At 71.6% G+C, this 18737-nt stretch carries 13 protein-coding genes and 1 tRNA gene; 2 read left to right on the top strand and 12 right to left on the bottom strand.

Annotated features, from left to right (window positions below; translation table 11 throughout):
- Positions 1–13: 13 nt before the first annotated feature.
- The 6 genes from ACFYPR_RS12735 to ACFYPR_RS12760 form a co-directional block, all read right to left on the bottom strand.
- Positions 14–817, bottom strand: a complete 804-nt coding sequence (locus ACFYPR_RS12735; RefSeq protein ID WP_354858545.1) for a class I SAM-dependent methyltransferase — start codon at positions 815–817, stop codon at positions 14–16.
- Positions 818–1060: 243 nt separating this feature from the next.
- Entirely contained in the window at positions 1061–3511 is a 2451-nt protein-coding gene (locus ACFYPR_RS12740; protein ID WP_387259887.1) for a DUF3488 and transglutaminase-like domain-containing protein, read from the bottom strand.
- Positions 3508–4671 carry a DUF58 domain-containing protein gene (locus tag ACFYPR_RS12745; protein WP_354858546.1) on the bottom strand — a complete coding sequence of 388 codons (1164 nt, stop codon included), beginning with the start codon at positions 4669–4671 and terminating at the stop codon, positions 3508–3510. The genes ACFYPR_RS12740 and ACFYPR_RS12745 overlap by 4 nt, the downstream gene beginning before the upstream one ends.
- A gap of 14 nt (positions 4672–4685) precedes the next feature.
- Entirely contained in the window at positions 4686–5681 is a 996-nt protein-coding gene (locus tag ACFYPR_RS12750) for a MoxR family ATPase (RefSeq protein ID WP_354858549.1), read from the bottom strand.
- A gap of 27 nt (positions 5682–5708) precedes the next feature.
- Positions 5709–8333 (bottom strand): fibronectin type III domain-containing protein, encoded by a 2625-nt coding sequence (locus ACFYPR_RS12755; protein WP_354858551.1) that lies wholly within the window; start codon positions 8331–8333, stop codon positions 5709–5711.
- Between the two features lie 208 nt (positions 8334–8541).
- The gene (locus ACFYPR_RS12760) at positions 8542–10932 is read right to left on the bottom strand and encodes a tetratricopeptide repeat protein (protein WP_387259891.1); all 2391 of its coding nucleotides are present in this window, start codon (positions 10930–10932) and stop codon (positions 8542–8544) included.
- 231 nt (positions 10933–11163) lie between these two features.
- Here ACFYPR_RS12760 and ACFYPR_RS12765 point away from each other — a divergent pair.
- Positions 11164–11247 (top strand) — tRNA-Leu (locus ACFYPR_RS12765).
- 378 nt (positions 11248–11625) lie between these two features.
- On the opposite strand, the gene ACFYPR_RS12770 is transcribed toward ACFYPR_RS12765, so the two are convergent.
- The gene (locus tag ACFYPR_RS12770) at positions 11626–12687 is read right to left on the bottom strand and encodes an integrase core domain-containing protein (protein WP_387259894.1); all 1062 of its coding nucleotides are present in this window, start codon (positions 12685–12687) and stop codon (positions 11626–11628) included.
- 100 nt (positions 12688–12787) lie between these two features.
- On the opposite strand from ACFYPR_RS12770, the gene ACFYPR_RS12775 reads away from it, so the two are divergent.
- The gene (locus ACFYPR_RS12775; protein ID WP_355066800.1) at positions 12788–13402 is read left to right on the top strand and encodes a suppressor of fused domain protein; all 615 of its coding nucleotides are present in this window, start codon (positions 12788–12790) and stop codon (positions 13400–13402) included.
- Positions 13403–13606: 204 nt separating this feature from the next.
- Here ACFYPR_RS12775 and ACFYPR_RS12780 read toward each other — a convergent pair whose 3' ends face one another.
- The 5 genes from ACFYPR_RS12780 to ACFYPR_RS12800 form a co-directional block, all read right to left on the bottom strand.
- Positions 13607–13936, bottom strand: coding sequence for a hypothetical protein (locus ACFYPR_RS12780; RefSeq protein WP_387259896.1), 330 nt, complete (start codon positions 13934–13936; stop codon positions 13607–13609).
- Between the two features lie 10 nt (positions 13937–13946).
- Entirely contained in the window at positions 13947–14705 is a 759-nt protein-coding gene (locus ACFYPR_RS12785) for an ISAs1 family transposase (RefSeq protein WP_354858560.1), read from the bottom strand.
- A 937-nt stretch (positions 14706–15642) separates the two neighbouring features.
- Positions 15643–16350 carry a recombinase family protein gene (locus tag ACFYPR_RS12790; RefSeq protein WP_387260021.1) on the bottom strand — a complete coding sequence of 236 codons (708 nt, stop codon included), beginning with the start codon at positions 16348–16350 and terminating at the stop codon, positions 15643–15645.
- Positions 16351–16366: 16 nt separating this feature from the next.
- Positions 16367–17317 carry a Fic family protein gene (locus ACFYPR_RS12795; protein WP_387259899.1) on the bottom strand — a complete coding sequence of 317 codons (951 nt, stop codon included), beginning with the start codon at positions 17315–17317 and terminating at the stop codon, positions 16367–16369.
- A 106-nt stretch (positions 17318–17423) separates the two neighbouring features.
- Positions 17424–18554, bottom strand: coding sequence for a LacI family DNA-binding transcriptional regulator (locus ACFYPR_RS12800; protein WP_354858565.1), 1131 nt, complete (start codon positions 18552–18554; stop codon positions 17424–17426).
- Positions 18555–18737 lie beyond the last annotated feature (183 nt).

An 18737-nucleotide genomic window follows, 5' to 3' on the forward strand; every position in this document is an offset into this window, starting at 1 on the left:
TTTGACACACGTCCTAGCGGCCCGGAACGCGCCCGGCGGCCAGGAGGTGCGCGCTCGATCCGATCAGCGCCGGCTCGGTGCTGTAGACGCGGGCCAGATCCAACGCCGCGGAGAAGACCGTGTCCTGCGCCGGCCCACCTGCCGCGGCCTCCGCCGCCGTCCACGCCGGGCCCTCCACCCCGTGTACGACGACGTCGGTCAGCCCTGCCGCCGAACACTCGTCGGTGATCTCCTCGACCCGATGGAAGTACGCGTGGGTGAAGCCGGTCCGTGGATCGTTGGTGCCGTCGGTCAGCAGGTTCCTGGCCTCGTCGAGCAGCCGCTCGTCGAGGCGTGCGGTGGCGGCGAAGTCCAGCGGACCGGCGAAACGGGAGATGACGGCCGCCACGATGAGACCGCCGGGGCGGGTGACCCGGACGGCCTCCCGTAACGCCTGAACCCGGTCGGCACGGTCCAACAGGTGGTAGAGCGGCCCCAGGAGCAGCGCGGCGTCGTACGCGTCGTCGGCGTCGGGAAGCGCTCGCGCGTCGGCGACCCGTGCCTCGACGGGTGGCTGCCCGCCGCGTGCCTGCGCGACGTGACTCGGCACCAGGTCGACGAGACGGACCTCGTAGCCGGCAACGGCGAGGGCCCTCGCGTACTCGCCGGTGCCTCCGCCGATGTCCAGGACACGGGCACCCGGGCCGGGCAGGAGATCCCGCAGGAGCTGCGTCGTGCGGATCCACTCCAGTCGTGCCTGCGGGCGGGCGGAGAGCCGCTGGTCCTCGCGGTAGCGCAGCGTGTAGTAGTCGACGATCTCGCTCGTGTGCTGATCCACCCCCTGATGCTCGTCGTTACGCCGTACCCGCCGCCACCGTGTTTCCGCTCCGGCATGCGGCCGCTACCTCGGCTGCGGGAGCGCATTCACCTCTGTCACGTCCCGCTGGTCGCCCGGGCCCCCGGGTGACAGCCGTGGCCGCCGACTACGGCCGCCGCGCCCGGCTCCGCTCCCCCCGATCCGTCACCGGTGATCAAGAGGTTCGCGTCAGGAACGGGTCCTGAGATGACGCGAACCTCTTGATCACCGCGGGGGGCGGCGGGGGTGGGAGTGGGGGGACCGGCGGGTTTGGCGGAGGGGGGAGGGGTGCACGGACCAGAGCAGGCGGCGCCACCAGGGGCGAGCCGCGCGCAGGTTGGCGACGTAGACCGTGGCCACCTCGGCGGCGCGGGCCGCCTGATCGGCCGCCGCGGCGCCGGGGGCGAAGCCCACCTGATTGAGCAGGATCGCCAGCTCGTCGACTGTCGGCTCGTCGCCGGGCACGCCGCTGCCGGTCGCGTCGCTGCCGTTCGTGCCGCCTCTGGTCGTGGCTGCTCGGGCGTCGGCCAGGGTCTGCCGGGCCTGCGCGGCCACCTCGGTCGCCGCCAGGTCGTCGCCGACCGGGCGGCCGGCCAGTCGCAACGCGTCGGTGACCTCCCGCCAGGCGCCGGCGATGCGCTGGTTGGGGTCACCCCCCGCCAGTCGCTTGCGGGTGAGGGAGCGACGCATCGCCAACAGGGTGAGCAGCAGCGCCCCCACCACGAGCAGCAGACCACCGCTGCCGCCCGCGACCAGCACCGGCGTGGACACGCCACCTCGTGCGGGCGGCCCGTCGGGAGCGGCCACCGGCTCCGGCGACGCGGTCGGCTCCACTGTGGGCGCCGGCGCCTCCGACGGCGGCGGGTCCTCCGGGGTCGGGCGGAAGTCCTCCTCCACCGGCCTCGGCTCGTTATCCGGGCGGGGCAGCGGGTCGAACGCCACCCACCCCAACCCGTCGAAGAGCACCTCCGGCCAGGCGTACGCGTCACCGGCCCGCACCGGCCCCTGCCCACTGCAGGAGAAGCCGACCACCACCCTCGTCGGCAGACCGGAGAGCCGGCCGAGCACCGCGAACGCCGCCGCGAACTGCTCAGACGTTCCCCGCTGCCCGCCCCCGTTGCGCGGACCGAAGAGGAAGAAGGCCAGGTTCGGGTATGCGTGCCCGCTCGGCGCGTCGGCCACCACCCGGTAGTGCTCGGCCAGGAACTGCTCGATCGCCGACGCCCGCGCGTACGGGGCGCCGTTCTCCTCGGCGAGCTGCGCGGCCAACCGGCGCATCGGGTCGGGCACCCCGTCGGCGACCCGCAGCACCCGGGCCACCTCCTCGCCGGCCGGCACGTTCGCGGTGGCCAGCAGGTTGTTGTCCGGGCGTTCCCGGGCCGACGTCACCGTGTACCGCAGCCCCGGTGTCAGTCCCTCCGGCCTGATCAGCGTCCCCGTCGCCGGGTCGTACGCCACCCGCGCCCCGCTGACCTCGCGCGGCGTCGCCACGGCCGGGAGCAGCCGGCCGCTCAGCTCCGCCACGGTGATCTCCTGCCGAACGGTCTGCACCGTGCTGTCCCGGGCCGGCGCGGTGGCCGGCAGGATCCGCCCCGCGTTGCGGTACGTCGCACCGACCCGCCAGGTGATCCCGTCGTAGTCGCTGAGCACCGCCAACCGGATCTGTACGCTGCGGCCCGCCTTCGGGTCGTCCGCGTCGCCGGTCGCCGTCGGGTCGTCCGCGCCGCCGGCCGGTGGGGTGGCGCCCACCGTGCTCACGTCGAGGAGCTTCTGCTCCGGTCGCAGCGCCCACCCGGAGATCCGGATCAGCGGGTTCTCGTCGAGCGTCTGCACCTGCGGTGGCTCCACGTACCGGCGCGGGTCCACCGGCCGCCCGTCGACCTGACCGGCGACCACCGGGCCGAGCAGCGCGACCAGGCCGATCACCAGCGCGACGCCGAGCGCAGCCGAGGCCGCCAGCCGAAGTCGTACCGCCGCGCGCATCCCCGGGGCGAGACCGGCCGTCGGGTCACCGCCGGCCGGCGGCGTACCCGTCGGCGCGGCGAGCCCGACCGCCGCGACCGCGACGAAGGCAACTGTCGTCCCGATCGCCGGTTCGGCGTTCGGGCCGACCACGTAGAGGGCCGCGGCGTAGAGCCCTGCCGCCGGCAGGTAGCCGAGCAGCACCCGGCCGGTGCGCAGCGCCACCTCCGCCCCGGCCAGACCGGCCAGCCACGCGGCCACCACCGGAACCAGCACCGTGTCCGGTGTGGGCTCCACCGGAATCATCGCGGTGAGCAGCCGGGGAATGCCGTTGCGTGCGGCGTCCGCGCTCACCTCCAGCAGGCTGCCCGGCAGGTCGGCGCGGGCGGCGGCCAGCCGCAACGACCACAGCGTCCACCCGGCCAACGCCGCCACCGACACCGGTGCGACGAGCCAGGACGGCAGTCGTCGGGCGGCGACGCTGACCAGCACCGAGCCCACCGCCGCGCCGATCACCAGCCGGGTCAGCAGGTCGCCCGCGTACACCCGGCCGAGCACCACCCCGGCGAGCGCGGTGAGCGCGATCAGCGCCAGCGGCACGACGGCCGCCCGCAGCGCGCGGACCACCCGCCCGGTCGCGTCGCCGGCTGCCGACGGCGCCTGCCGCGGGTCCGTCGCCACGTCCGGCGCGCGCTGCGGCTCGACACCCGTCACCACCGGCGCACCCCGTCCCACTCGGCGGCGAACTGCGCGCCGTCCACCGCGTCGACCACCACCAGGCCGGCCGTGCCCGCCGGCGTCGGCTCGGCCGCGCCGAACACCCCGACCACCACCGACGGGTACGCGCCGCGTAGCGCGCCGACATGTCCCAACCCGTCCCGCCCACTCGGGCCGGTCAGGAAGATCAGCGTGTCGCCGAGCCGGTCCTGGCGCAGCCGGGTGGTGACCGCGCGCAACGCGTCGTCCTCGTCGGACAGGTCGGCGGCGGCGAGCCGGTCCAGGGGCCCGACCTCGGCGTCCCCCGCCGGGCCGCGCTCGATCAGCTCCGGGCCGACCAGCAGCATCACCACCGGCAGGTCCGCGCGGTGCGCGGCGGTGACGACCGACGCCGCCGCCTCACACGCGGACTCGAACGACTCGGCCACCCCGTCGGACCGGTGCGGATGCGCGGCAGAGCGGTTGTCCAGGAGGACGACAAGGCGGGGCAGGCTGGTGTCCACGTTCTCGCGCACCATCAGCTCGCCGACCCGGGCGCTCGTGCGCCAGTGCACCCGACGCAGCTCGTCACCCACCACGTACTCCCGCAGCGAGTCGAACGTGATCGACCCGTGCGGCACACCGTCCACCCGGCCGTCGAGGCTGCGCCCCGCGCCGGTGGGCACCGCCGTGAGCGGATGGACCCGGGGATGCACCCAGACCGGCGTCGTCTCGCCGTACGGGCGGGCCAGCGCCACCAGACCCAACGGGTCGCGCCGGGTCACCCGCAGCGGACCGACCGGCACCACCCCGCGACGGTCGGTCGGCACGTCGTAGCGGACCTCGGTGTCCCGACCGGGTCGCAGGCGCAGCAGCGGCACCGGCACGACACGGCTCCCGCACCGGTCCTCGGCCAGCAGGTTCGCCGAGCGCAGCCGGCCGGCGTTGCGCACGGTCAGCGTCATGCTCGCCGGCTCCCCGCGCGCGACCCGGTCCGGGTCCGCCCGGCGGCCGACCACCAGCCGGGGCCGCCAGGCCGCGGTCAGCGCCGCGTAGCCCACCGCCGCGCCGGCCGCCGCGCCGAGCAACGTCAACTCGGGGTACGCGAAGCGGAACCCCAGGCCGAGCAGGACGACGGCGGCGACGAGCAGCCCGATTCCGCGGGCGGTGATCCCCATGGCGCTGCTGCCGGTCAGCCCTGCACCGGGGCGGGCTGCCCCGACGGCAGCGGCACCGGCACCGAGGCGATGGCCTGGCGCAGCACCTCCGCGGCGGTCACCCCGCGCACCTGCGCGTCCGGGGTCAGCAGCAGCCGATGCGCGAACACCGGTTCGGCGAGCGCCTTCAGGTCCTCCGGCATGATCCAGCCCCGACCGTCGATCAGCGCGTACGAGCACGCCGCCCGGGTCAACGCGATCACGCCCCGAGGGCTGACCCCGACGCGTACCTGCGGATGGGTGCGGGTGGCGGCGGCCAGCCGGACCGCGTACGCGTAGAGCGGCTCGGCGATGTGCACCCGACGGGCCATCCGGACCATCTCCCCGACGGTCGCGGTGTCGGTGACCGGGGCGAGCGCCTCGGGGGAGCGGACCGTCGCACCGCGCAGCACCTCGACCTCGACCGCCTCGTCCGGGTAGCCGACGGACAGCTTCACCAGGAAACGGTCGAGCTGCGCCTCGGGCAGCCGGTAGGTGCCGTCCATCTCGACCGGGTTCTGCGTGGCGACCACCAGGAACGGCGCCGGCACCGGGTGCCGGACACCGTCCACCGTGACCGTGCGCTCCTCCATGACCTCCAGCAGCGCCGACTGGGTTTTCGGCGACGCCCGGTTGATCTCGTCGGCGATCACGATGTTGGCGAACACCGGCCCCGGGTGGAACTCGAAGTCCCGGCTCGCCTGGTTGAAGATGGTCACACCGGACACGTCCGAGGGGAGCAGGTCTGGCGTGAACTGGATGCGCCGCCACTGACCCTTCACGGTCGCGGCGATGGCCCGTGCCAGGGTCGTCTTACCGACCCCCGGCACGTCCTCCAGCAGCACGTGACCCTGGGCGAAGAGCGCGGTCAGCGCCAGCCGGACCACCTGCGGCTTGCCGAGCACCACCGCGTTGACGTTCTCGGCCAGCCGGGCGGCCAGGGCGGCGAAGCCCTGCACCTCCGGCTGGGTGAGCGGCTCGTGGGTGTTCACGGTCGGCGGTGCTCCTCGGCTGGTGGTTCAGCAGGTGGGCAGGACGTTGATGTTGTCGCCGCCCTCCAGGTTGAGCCAGGCCCAGGGAATGTAGTTCTTCCCGCTGTACTCGACCTGCACCCACCAGGTGCTCTGCTTCTGGTTGTTGTAGATCCACGAGTCGACGTTCTCGCCGGACTTCTTGCAGTACGCCTTCAGTCGGGTGCCGGGCTTCGCCCAGCCGGCCTGCTGGTCGTTGTCCTGCCGGGTGACCTTGAAGATCTCGTTGCCGTTGCGGCCGTCGACGTCACTGTTGCAGTACGTCCGCTGGTCGCCGTCGGGCCCGTTGTTGCACGTCGCGATGCCGTACAGCGGCTCGGTGCTCTCAGCCTTCTGCGCGGTGCCCTTGCCGGCGGCGTTGCTGGCGGTGACCGTGAACGTGTACGCCGTGCCCGGCGTCAGCCCCGTCATCGTGATGCTGGAGCACGCCCCGGCCTTCGCCGGCTCACCCGACGTACTCAGCGAGCAGGTGGCCTTGCCGCCGCCCGCGTCCACGGTGAACGTGACAGTCGCCGACGTGGCCGTCGCCGACGAACCGGTGACGGTGACCCGGGGCGCGGCGACCGTACGGGCCGTGGCGGTGGCCTCCGGACCGGGCCCGGCCTCGTTGACCGCCTTCACCTTCACCGTGACGTTCTGGCCGTTGCCCAGCCCGGTGACGGTGGTGCGGGTCTCGGTCACCTCGCTCGTCCTGCCACCGACGTCCACCAGGTACTTCGTCACCGGCCGGCCGTTCGCCTCGGCCGGCGACCACTGCACGGTGACCGCGCCGGGCTGGTCGGCGACCGTCCCGGCCTGCAGGTCGAGCGGCCGGCCCGGCGCCGCGAACGGCACCACGGTGTTGCTCACCGGCGACGCGGCCGAGCCGGCACCCTTGTCGTTGACCGCCACGACGGTGAACGCGTACTGGGTGCCGAACTCCAGCTCACCGGCCGGCACCACCAGCTCCGTCTTCGTCGACTCGCCGGCCGGCGCGTTCGTCCCCGCCGACGTGGCCGTCACCGCGTACTTGGCGATCTTGTTGCCCTGCCCGTTCGCGGCCGGCCACTTCACCACCACCGTGCCGTCCGGCCGCTCCTGCGCCGTGACGCTGGCCGGTGCATCGGGCACCGCCGCCGTCGGGGTCACCGGGTTGCTGCTGCGCGCCGGGCCGTCACCCTTGGCGTTGACGGCGTGCACCGCGAAACGGTACGTCTCGCCGTTGGTCAGCCCCTTGACCTCCACCGAACGCTGGTTGGCGCCCACCTCCAGGCGTTGACCGGCACCCTGCACGACGTACTTGATGATCTCGGCGCCGTTCGCGGCAGCCGGCCGCCAACTCACCCGAGCCTGGGCGTTGCCGGCGGCGGCGGTGACGCTGCGCGGCGCGCTCGGCTTGCCCACGCGGGGCTTCTTTGGCGGGGGCGGCGGCGGGGGAGCCGGCGGCGGGTCACCGCCCAGCACGTCGTTGGCGTACTTGTCGACCTCGCGCACCTGGTGCTTGTCGTCCACCACCCGGGCCGTCGCCGAGTCGGGCGAGTTGATAAAGAGGTGGTTTTCCCGCACCTCCATCTCCAGTGGCCCGTTCGCCCTGCCCTTGATGGTGTCGACCAACTGGCCGCCCGCGTCGAAGGAGTAGATGGTGCCGGTCGCCTCGTCGGCGCAGTAGAACCGGTCGGCCCAGGCCACCGCCGGGCTCAGCCGGTCGCCGCTGCCCGGCACCGTGAACGCCCGCTCCTCACCGACGTCACCCACGACCAACACCCGCCGCTCGGCCGGTACCGTCACCGGCACCCGCGGACCGGAGGTGCGGGTCGGCATCGCCGCCGGGCCGGGCAGTGTCAACGGCGTCGGGCGGACCTCACCGCGCTGCACCCGCACCAGCCGGGCGGCCGTGCGGTCGAGCACCGCCACCCCGTCGTCCAGGGTGGAGACCACCAGCTCGTGGCTGGCGTCGGCCACGTCGTACGTCTCGACCCGCTCGGGGCTGAGCCCGCCACCCGCCGGCGCGGCCGAGGCCGGCGCGGACGGCAGCTTCGCGGCGGTGATCGCCGAGACGGTGCCCTCGCTGGGCACCGCGATCCAGAGCCGGCCCTCGCCGTCGAACGTGCCGCCGGTGATGCCCGGGGGATAGCGCACCGGCTCGCCGACCGGGCTCAACGACCGCGGGTCGAGCTGCCGCACGATGCCCTGCACGGCGTCGACGACGAACGCCGCGTCCTCGTGCAGGGCGACGCTCACACCCAGGCCGGGGGTGGTCGGCGTGGTCGCGGTGAGCTGCAGGGTGGCCAGGTCCAGCGAGCTGATCTGCCCGGTCTGCAGATCACGCAGGATCAGCAGCCGATCGGTCTGGGCGACCTGCATCGGATGCCGGCGGGCACCGGGAACCTCGGTGCGGGTGTCCACCCGGGCGGTGACCCCGTTGACCCGGGCCAGCTCGCTGCGCACCGCGCTCCACAGCCACGAACTCGCGTCGTAGTTGGCCACCGCATTGTCCGCCGCACCCAGCCCCAGGACGGTCAGCCCCATGGCGGCCAGCAGTGCGGTGACCGTGCCGACCGTCACCAGCCCGCCGCGCAGTCGGGACCGGGAACGGGGGGCGTCGGTCCGCTCGGCGTCGTCGATGCTGGCCACAGCCGGCTGCCTTCCCTGAGTCGTGGCAGGTGGCGTACGCCTCGCGGCGACCCCTCCCCTGAGCCGGGTGCCATCATATGGCCCGGCCGGGAACGGGGGAACCCGCACCGTCACCCCTGTGGATACCGAGCGTGCGCAGTGGACGCCCAGCTCAGCTCGACGATCGCGAACCCGACTGTGTCGACTCGGCGGCGTGGACCGGTCGCGATCAGCTTGGCGGCGTGGACCGTTCGCGGTTGGTGCAGACCTGGCTCGACGTGGCGAAGCTGTCCGTGGAGTAGACCGCGAGCACCGTGAAGCAGTAGTCCACCCGCGAGCTGAGCCCGTTGACGGTGTGGCTGGTCCGCCCCGGTTCCACGGTGGCCATCACCCCGAGCGCCAGACCGGCCCGTCCGCCGGCGACCATGAACGGCACCGCCCCTCCGGACGGGTCCGTCCAGGTCAGGGTGATCGTCACGACGTCGTCGCGCAGCTTCAGGTCACCGGGAGGAGGGCCGGTCACCGCCGGCGCCGCCGTCACCGCACCCCCGGTCGGGGGCGGCGCGTCGTCGCGGTTCAGCACCACCGCGCCCAGGCCGGCGACCGCGACCAGGGCAACCCCGGCCGCCACCGCCGCACCGATCAGCGTCGCCCGGCTGCGGCCCGCCGAAACACTCTCATCGGCGTACGCGGCCGAGTAGGTGTCCTGCTGGTACCGCTGCCCCGGGTACACCTCGTGGCTCTGCTGATAGGGCTGCCCCGGGTACTGCTGACCGGACGGGTACTGCGCGGCGGGCGGGTGCGTGAGGGTGGCCGGCGGCCCGTAGGTCACGGGCGTCAGGGACGCCGCCGTCGTGTCCTGCGGCGGGGCCGGTGCCGGCCCGACGGCCGGGAACACCTCCGTGGACGCGGACGCGAACCCCGACGGCTCGCCCTGCACTGTCGACATCGTCGCGCTCGCGACCAGCATGCTCTCGCCGCCCGCTGTGGACTGGCCGTCCATGGTGGTCGCGCTGCTTGGTGTCGCCTCGCTGTCCGGTGTGGTCCCTGCGGCGTCCGTACGGGACGGGTCCTTGGGGTCGCCGCCAGCCGTGGGCAGCGGATGCGGGGGCGCGCTGCTGCTCCAGGGCGGGGCGGTCAGTCCCCAGGGCGGCGCGCTCACCGGCGGCGCGGAGACGGGTGGTCCGTAGCCGGGTGGTCCGTAGCCGGGTGGTCCGGACACCGGCTGGGCGTGGGCCGCCGGTGGGCCGGAGGCGGGGTGGGGCTGGTCGGGCGGTCCGGAGACGGGTTGACCGTGGTCGGGCGGAGCCGACACTGGATGCGAACGGCCCACGGCCGGTGCGGAGGCTGGGCCGACGTGCACGGGCGGCGCGGAGACCGGCTGCGGCGCGGTGGGCGTCGCGGCGACCGCGTGGTGCAGGGGTGGCCCGCTCACCGGCCGGGAGGGCGCCGCGCCTGGAGTCGTCGGGATCGCCCCGGAGTGCCCCGGCCCGTCAGTCGTGCGGGTCGACCCGCTCGGCCCGGTCGCTGCGATCCGGGCGGCCTCCTCGGCCAGCAGGGGCTCGATCTGCCGTACCTGAATGGTCGGGTCGGCCCACCGCGGAGCCGGCGGTTGGGGTGCCGACGGCGTGGCGGAGGGCTGCGCGGCGGCTGCCGGGGCCGGGGTCGCGGGGTGGGCCGGAGGGTGAGCCGGAGCCGCGGCCGCCGCCGCGGAGAGCGGCGCCTCGACGACCGGGTGGGTCGGCTGATCACTCGTGCGCTGACGCGGCGGTGCGGGTGGTGGCTGCTGCCGGACGTACGGCGTCGGCCGGCCGACCGCCCGAGACAGCGGCGCGACCGGTGGCCGGGGCGACGCCGCCGGCTGCTGCTCGGCCCGCTGGCGCGGCGGCACCGGATGGGTGGGAGTGGCGGGCGTCGGCGACATGGCGGACGCAGGCGGTATCGGACGGGCGGGGCTGGCTGGCGTCGGCGACATGGGGGACGTGGCCGGTGCCGGATGGGCGGGGGTCGGGGGAGGCGGTGGGGCCCAGGGCGAGGGGGGAGCCGGACGGTCGCCTGCCGCCGGGCGCATCGCGGCCAGGGTCGCCAGGGACAACGTCGGGCCGGTCAACGCCGATCGGGCGCCAGAGTCCGTCGTCGTGGCAACGGCGGCGGACGTCGGCGGCCCGACGTCCGGCCGGTTCGGGCCAGGGTTGGCCGCGCCGAGGTAGTCGCGGGCAGCGCGTACCGCCGGGTGGTGCTCACCGAGCACGGCGGGCCCGGCGCTGGCGACGCGCGTGTAGTTGCGGCGAGCCTCGTGCCTGTTGCCCAACTCCTCGGCAACCTCGGCCAGTTCGAAGGCGAGCGCGAGCATCATCGGCTCGGAATGGTCCCAGCGCCGCTCGCCCGCCGCGAAGGCCTCCTCCAGCACCCGGCGAGCGGCAAGTGGGTCGTCTGCCTCACGGTGCAGGCGGGCCAGCAGGTGCGCGGTGTGCAGCGTCTCGGGATGGTCCTCGCCGTACGGCGGACGGGCGGACCCGACAGCGTCCGCGAGCAGCTGCCGGGCAGTGCCGAGGTCGCCCTCGGTACGCAGTGCGAGGGCCCGTTGCTGGATGGCGGCCAGAGGAGAGGGATGGGACACAGGGCAATGCTGCCCGTCACCGGGCCGCCGACGCTACCCGGGCTCACGCCCGATCCCGCTTCGGTGACCTCGCGTGACGGGTGTGAGCAGGGGCGGGAGGACGACCCGGCAGGGACCAGTGGGCGATGTGCATGATCCACGAGTGCCGTGTACAGTGACTCCCCGTGCGGCTCGCCGTGCCGACCTCGGATGGAAAGATCATCTGGGCGGCGAGGTAGGCTGAACGAGCAGGTCCGGGTGGCGGAATGGCAGACGCGCTAGCTTGAGGTGCTAGTGCCCGTATAGGGCGTGGGGGTTCAAGTCCCCCCTCGGACACGAGTACGTCTCATATGTGCGACGTAGACGTAGCGGTGGTCAAGGATGCTTGACCACCGCCGAAACCCATCCGATGTAGCGTCTGGCGCTACTCTCAGTGATCAGCGGCGGGCGAGCCCCGCGCTGACGCGCGGCGGCTCTTCAGTGATCCCCGCCGTTGTCCTGCCGAGTCCGGCACCGGTCGTGGGCGTGGCTCCTGGCACCCCTGCGGCAGCCATGAGGTGTCCTCCGCTACCGCTTCCGAGTCTTGCAGTCACTCGAAGCCGTACAGCCCTCTATGGACTGGCAACGCTCGATTCGCGTGGTCGGATCGCCGATCGGTCCTGTACCGTGCCAAAACTGTGCTTCGTATTCGTGACCTGGGGATTTGCGAGTGGATCAAGCGGCTCGGCGGTATTCGTTGATCGCGCCACCGAGAACCCGTCGCCGGCGGATCGGCCTTTCGATCGCGATGACCGCGCCGGGGTCGTAGTCGGGTGGATGCTGGTTCAGGCTCTGGTGTGGCCGGTGCCGGTCGAAGTGGTCCTCGTAGGCGCGGAGCACGGTGCGGGCGTGCTGTTCGTTGTAGATCAGTACCCGGTCGGTGCACTCGGCCCGGACGCTGCGCACGAAGCGTTCCGCGAAGGCGTTCGCCCGAGGCGTACGTGGAGGAGTCTTCACCACCTTGATGCCTTCGGCGGCGAACACGGCGTCGAACGACGCGGTGAACTTGGCGTCGCGGTCGCGGATCAGGATCCGGAACCGTGTCATCCGATCGCCGAGGTCCAGCACCAGGTTGCGGGCCTGCTGGGTAGTCCAGCCAGCAGTCGGATGTTCGGTGACGCCGAGGATGTGCACCCGCCGGGTCGTGATCTCCATGACGAACAGCACATACAGCCGCCGCAGCGTGACGGTGTCGATATGGAAGAAGTCGGTAGCCAGCAACCCGGCTGCCTGAACGCGCAGGAACGTCCGCCAACTAGTGTCGATCTCACGCGGGGCGGGACCGACCCTCGATCCGGCGAGGATGCGACGGATGGTGCCGGCGCCGACCCGATGGCCGAGCCCGACGAGTTCACCTTGGATGCGCCGATGCCCCCAGCCGGGATTCTCCCTGGCCAGCCGCAAGACCAGGTCCCGCAGATCGTCGCTGATCGGTGGTCGTCCGGGACGGTTCGGGTAGGTCCAACGCCTGCGGACCAGGCGGCGGTGCCAGGCCAGCAGGGTGGCCGGGGTGACGATCCGATGTTTCCACAACTCCCGCGGCAACGCCCGGACCAGCGCGGACAACACCGCCCGCTCCGGCCACGACAGCCGCGGCCGACCGACCTGACGCCGCAATACCGCCACCTCATGGCGCAGCACCAACAGCTCGGCGACCATCGCCGACTCGCTACGCGTGGCCCGCGGCAACCAGCCGAACACCCGCACCGCACTCAGGTACAGCAGCCGAACCAACACGCCTGCCATGATGCGTCACCGTCGCGAAACAACAGCTCACGCGCTGTGCGACGAGTTTTGGCACCGTACAAGCCTAGGGAGCGAACAGAATGGGGCGATCATGGTGAAGTTTGGCCGCCAGAAGGCGGAACCGCAGGACGTCGAAAGTCATCTCCGCCAATTTCTCGGCAAACCCTTCAGCACCCTTAATGAGGCTCTTCCTGATGGGGCTGTGATTCGTCTTCACGGATTCGCCGAGGTGCCCAACGACGGCCAGGTGACCATGGTCACGGATGGGTTGGCCAGCCTCGCCCGCCAGCACGGCTGGGCTCGTCGGGACGGTTATGCTCAAGAGTTGCTCTTCGTGTTGGACGGCCAATTCATGGGCCCCGATATGCTGGATTTTGTGATGTCCTGCGCGGCGCGTTACGCGCAGCAGGGGCGACTCCTTTCGTGGGACGAGCCCGTTCGCCTGGACGTCGACGTGCCGTCCAGCTCCGGGATGAGGTTTCTCCTACCTACCCCGGCGGCCCTCTTCGAGGAAGATTTCCAGTTCGCAACCGGCCCTACGGGCGAAACCAACTTTTGCCTGTTGGTACCGGCCTACGAGGTGGAGGCTGACCTTCTGGCGTCCCGAGGGCCCGAGCATCTCTTTGATGTCCTTGATGAACAGGACGTCGACGTTTCCGACCTTCGGCGGTCGGCACTGCGTATTCGTGGGCACGGCCTCACGTAGGAGTCACGGCCCGTTCATTCGTCATCTCTGATCTTCTCCCTGGCGTCGCACTGGGTTGCCACGGCTCGTTGACGAAGGAGGGCGCTCCCATCCGTCGCACCGGCCCCAACCCAGGGCCCCGGCAAAGTCGTCAGGTGATGCCGAGCAGTGCCAGCGGGCGGGTGCTGTCGCGGGCGTGATGCCGGTTGGCGGCGGCGATGTTGGCTATTCCGGCGGTGCGCAGGGGGCACCGATGGCGGCGTTGCGTAGGGCGGCCATGACCTCGGGCCCGGTCCCGGTGCGGATCTGGCAGCGATCGTCGTCGTAGGTGACGTCCCGCACCCAGTGGTCTTTGTTTTCGATCGACCAGTGGCCGCGGATCCATGCGGCCAGTTGCGCCGGTCTCGCTTGGTGCACGCGCAGGTCGGTGATGGCGTAGACGGTCTCGGTGGTGAAGCGTTTCGGCTGGTCCAGGCGCCGCCTGCGGCGGCGGATCTGCAGCGCTTGAGCGGCGTGTGGGAAGTCGATGCCGGTGGAGACCGTCAGGACCTTCAAGGTTCGGATCTCACGGCGGCCGTGCCCACGGGCGGTGTCGCGGGTGGGCGTCGGGAACGGCCCGCCAGGGCAGGCCGGCGAGTTGGGCATGCAAGCTCGGCTGGTTGCCCTTCACGGTCAGGATCCAGTGTGCGCCGCGTTCGGCGAGGTAGTCGACATGCCCACGCTGACAGTGCAGCGCGTCGGCGGTGATCACGGTGTCGCGCAGGTCGCCGATCTGGTCGAGCAGCGGCTGAAACCGGGTGATCTCATTGGTCTTGCCGTCGACGTCGGTACTGGCCAGGACCACGCCGACAGCCTGATCACAGGCGGCCATCACATGCCGGGCCGCGTTGTCGGTGGTGCGCGAGCCGCGCAGGGTTTTGCCGTCGACCGCGATCGCTCGCCGGGACGTCGACGTGCCGGCAGCAGACCGGCCGGCAAGCCAGACGCTGACCGCCGCGGTCAGTAGCTGCGGGTCCATGGCCTGCAATAGCCGGCGGATCATCGCCTCGGAAGGGCGTCGATCCGGGGCCATGCCCAGCGCGAGCGCGGTCGTCGCCGGCACGTCGGCGATCCACTCAGCGATCGCGGTGTACGACCGGTGGCCGGCCACCACCGCGCACACCGCAGCAGTCACCACCACCGTCAGCCGGTGCCGGACACCGCGACGGGCCCGCGGATCAGGCAGATCGGCCAGCGCTGCAAGCAGCCCGCCAGCGGCTTCGGACACGGTCAGAGCCGGTGCACACGACACCGACGAGATCAGCGATGATGGCAGCGCGGGCATGACTCACTTCGGCGATCAACACGGCGTAGGAACCCTGATGATCTTCCGATACGTGCCGATCGACAGTATCTATATCGGTGACCGGGTTTCTGCAGTAGACCCAGAGACGGGCGCGGTGACCGCCCAGTCCGTTGTGGATGTCTACGTAGGTAACGGAAGTCGCCACATTGTCGACCTCGACGTCGATGACAATATTCCGGGTAAGCTGCGGGCTACCGCCGAGCATCCCATACGCCCAGGTGAACATCGGCCACGCTCCAGACCGCGATACCCTCAGCATGTGCTGGCCCGTGATCAACGCAGCCCTGAACGACTTGGCGGCCACCGCAACATGACACCGAGGCTGCGGCTCACCGCTCGACGTACTCGACATGCCTCAAGAGATCCATGCGCCAGCAGGCCCAGCCCATGTCGGCCGGGTGACCATCGCAGACCTCCAACAAGGGCGGTGAATTCGTGCATTGAACCGCGAAGAATCCGGGTGCTATGGCTGCCAACAGGTCGACCCGCTGAAGCGCACCAAAGGCAGAGATGCTTAGCGGCGGCTCGCCGACGCCTGATGATTGAGCGGCCACAGGGGATAGCTGCACTTTCATCCTGGCTAGTCGATGACGGAGCGAGTCGCCGCGCATGTTCAATATGCTATTCGCGCTCACGCACGGTGATCTGGATTGTGGGATCGATCCAGGCCTGGCCGTACCGTAACCTATGAGCATGCGCACCCTGAGTGGCGCACGGGTGATACGTACAGGAGTTCGAATCCCCCCTCGGACACGTTATTTCCCCACGAAGCGTGATTTCTCTTCGCGTTTCGAGCGATCCCCGTCCCGTTGGGCGGGGATTTTTGCTGCGCGGGGCAGGACGCTCGTCGGGGCGGTGAGCGGGAAGACCTCCGTGTCAGTTTCGATGGTCCAGGCGTCGTGGTCACACACGATGATCATGTTGTTGAGCCGCAGGTAGCCGGCGACGCTGTCTGGATCCTGGTCGCGCATCGCCGGGTGGTGCCGACGCAGGCAGCTGTGGTGTCGAATCCTGTCCAGGAGATGGTCTCTCGGACGTAGAGGGTCTTCTGTCGTCTCGATGAGGTGGGTCGGGTGCAGGTGTTGCCGTGTCGGCAGCGGTAGCCGGCACGGTCGTGGACCCAGTGGGAGTCCATGATTCGGCCGCACACGCCGCAGCAGATCACTCCGGCCAACACATAGCAGCGGGGGATGCCGTCGGCTGGGGTCGGTGCGCTGTGGATTGCCTGGACGGCGACGAAGTGTTCTTCGCTGACCAGCGGAGTATGCGCGATCTCGCGGGAGATGACCCAGTCAGTGGAGGCGCTCCACCGTTGGATCTCGTGGTGTCGATCGAAGGTTCCCTTGTCAGGGAGGGCATCACGGTCGGTGCGTTGACGGTTCCAGACCTGCCGCCCGGTGTAACGGGGGTTGGCCAGGATCGCCGCGACAGTGGTGAGCATCCACTGATGGCCGCTGCGGTGGGGATTACGCGCTGGGTCGACGCCGGACGGGCACAAGACGCCGTTGTCGTTGAGGGCGCGGGCGATGCTGGCCACGCTCCGGCCGGCGAGCCGCTGCTCGAAGATCCACCGTACGTGGGGTGCGGTGGCAGGGTCGGGCGGCTGACCGGCGCGGACTCGCAGTGCCGGGGCTTGCGCTTCACCGTCGGTACGGGTCGATGATTTCCTTTGGGCGCAGCGCGGGGGCGGCGAGGTCGCGGAGTGTCGGCGAGGTGAGGTAGAACCTGCCTCGGGTCTCGCCGTGCTGTTCGAGCATGTCCGCCCGGACGAGGGCGCGAAGGTCGCGGGTTGCTTGGTCGTCGGTGAGGTTCTCGTCGCGTTGATAGAGGGTGCGGCGTATTCGACCGCCGGTCGCGGCGAGGTGTAGGGCGCTAACAACCCGCTCGGGCAGCCCGTTGCGCCGGACCCAGGTGTCCAGCAGTTCCCAGAGCTGCGCGGCTTGGTCGAGGCGTTGCCGGACCAGTTGGGCTTGTTGGTGGTGGGCGCTCAGGCAGAATCGGATCCACTTGCTGGTGTCGTTGTCGGGCTGCCAGGTCGGGCCGCCGACCTCACCGAGCGCGTCGTAGTAGGCGTAGGTGTTTCGGCCGACGCCGAGCCACTCCTCGATGGAGGAGAACTCAGGGGCGAGGACGCCGTCGCGGGCGAGTACGAGGGTGTGGAGGCACCGGGACATTCGGCCGTTTCCGTCCCGCCAGGGATGGATCTTGACCAGGTTCAGGTGGGCCATGGAGGCCCGGACAAGCAGCGGGGTTTCCGGTTCGCCGTCGGCCAGCCAGTCGATCAGCTCGGAGATCAGCGACGGGACGTCGTCGGTGTCTGGCCCGGTGTAGACGCGTCGGCCGGTGTGCGCCTCGTCGATGTGGATGTCTCCTGGACGGTAGCGGCCCGGCCACTTGCTGAGGTCATGGCGGAGCATCATGAAGTGCAGCGCGTTGAGCAGCATGTGCTGCCAGGTGAACTCGCGTGAGCGGGCGAGTTGTTGCACGTAGGTCAGGGCGTCCCGGTAGCCGGTGATGACCCCCCAGGTTTGCGGGCTCGTCTCTACCGGTTCGTCGCCGGCGACGGCCGCGGCGGCGACGTCCAGGGACACCTGGTAGCCCTCGATCGAATTCGAGCCCTGGATGGCGCCGCTCCTCAGCGACGGCCGGTGCGGGCCTCGGGTGACGTGCCGCCGTAGGTGGACAGATCGACGCTGATCAGGGCTGGGTGGATGGGACTTCGCTGCCGGCGGGCTGACCGTGCGGGCCACCGTGGGCATGGGGGATCGCTCGGCGGCCACGTCCCGGGATCGGCCGGGGCGGTGGTGGCGCCGTCGAGGCGCGGACGACGAGCTCGACCGGTTGGTCGGCCGCCGGTGGAAGCTCGACGTCCGGCTTCTCGATGACCTGTACCAGCAGCGCGAGGCCCTGCCGCGTGACCTCGTCGAACGGCTGCCGCACGGTGGTGAGCGGGGGAGTGACGTAGGCGGCGACCGGGATGTCGTCGAACCCGACGACGCTGATGTCCTCGGGCACGCGGCGCCCGGCCTCGAGCTGCGCGCGGATGAGACCGATCGCCATGTCGTCGTTCGCGGCGAACACCGCGGTCACGGTGCCGTCGCCGGCCAGTTCCCGGCCCGCCGCGTAGCCGGACGCGGCCGACCAGTCGCCCTCGACGACCGGCGGCTCGTCCGCGCCGTGGGCTCGCAGCGCCTCGCGCCAGCCGGCGAGACGGTCCCGTGCCGAATACCACCGCTGCGGGCCGGCCAGGTGATGGACGGTCGCGTGCCCCAGCTCCAGCAGGTGCTCGGTCGCGGCCCGCGCGAGCCGGCCCGCGCCGACCCTGGCGGTCACCACCTGCGGCGCGGCGAAGGTGGGCGGCGCGCCGAGGACCAGGACCGGCACGTCGACGCTGATGAGGCCGACGCCCTCGTCGATCGGCTCGGAGATGACGACGCCGTCCACGCCCTGGCCCAGCAGCGACGTCAGGGCGCTCGCGATGCCGCCCGGGTCGCCCTCGATCGTGGCGGCCACCCGCAGCGTGTAGCCCACCTCCCGGACCGCCCGCTCGATGCCCATGAGCCACGACGCCGGCCCGTACAAGGCGCTGCCGAGCGTCACCACGCCGATCGACCGGGTCCGCCCGGAGGCCAGCGCCCGGGCCGCCTGGTTGCGCCGGTAGCCGAGCTCCGCGGCGGCGTCCAGGACCCGCCGGCGCACGTCGGCCGAGACATACTGCTCGTCGTTGAGGACCCTGGACACCGTCTTTTGGGAGACGCCGGCCAGCCGCGCGACGTCCACGCTGCGCGGCGTCGGAGGGCTTCCACCCGGCCTCGCCAGTCGCGTCATGGCACCTCCCGCCGCCGGCCATCGTCCTCTATGATTGCGCTGTCATGTCTACGCAGTCAGACGCTCGCCATCAAGATCCCGTAACCCGCCCGTGACGCTGGCGAAGCACGTTTCTTACCAGCACCCTAACCCCAGTTTCGAACCGAACAGGTCAGGCCGGGCCGCCCGCCGACTTCACCGAAG

Origin of the sequence: Micromonospora sp. NPDC005254, from assembly GCF_042872525.1 — a bacterium.
Taxonomy (GTDB): Bacteria; Actinomycetota; Actinomycetes; order Mycobacteriales; family Micromonosporaceae; genus Micromonospora.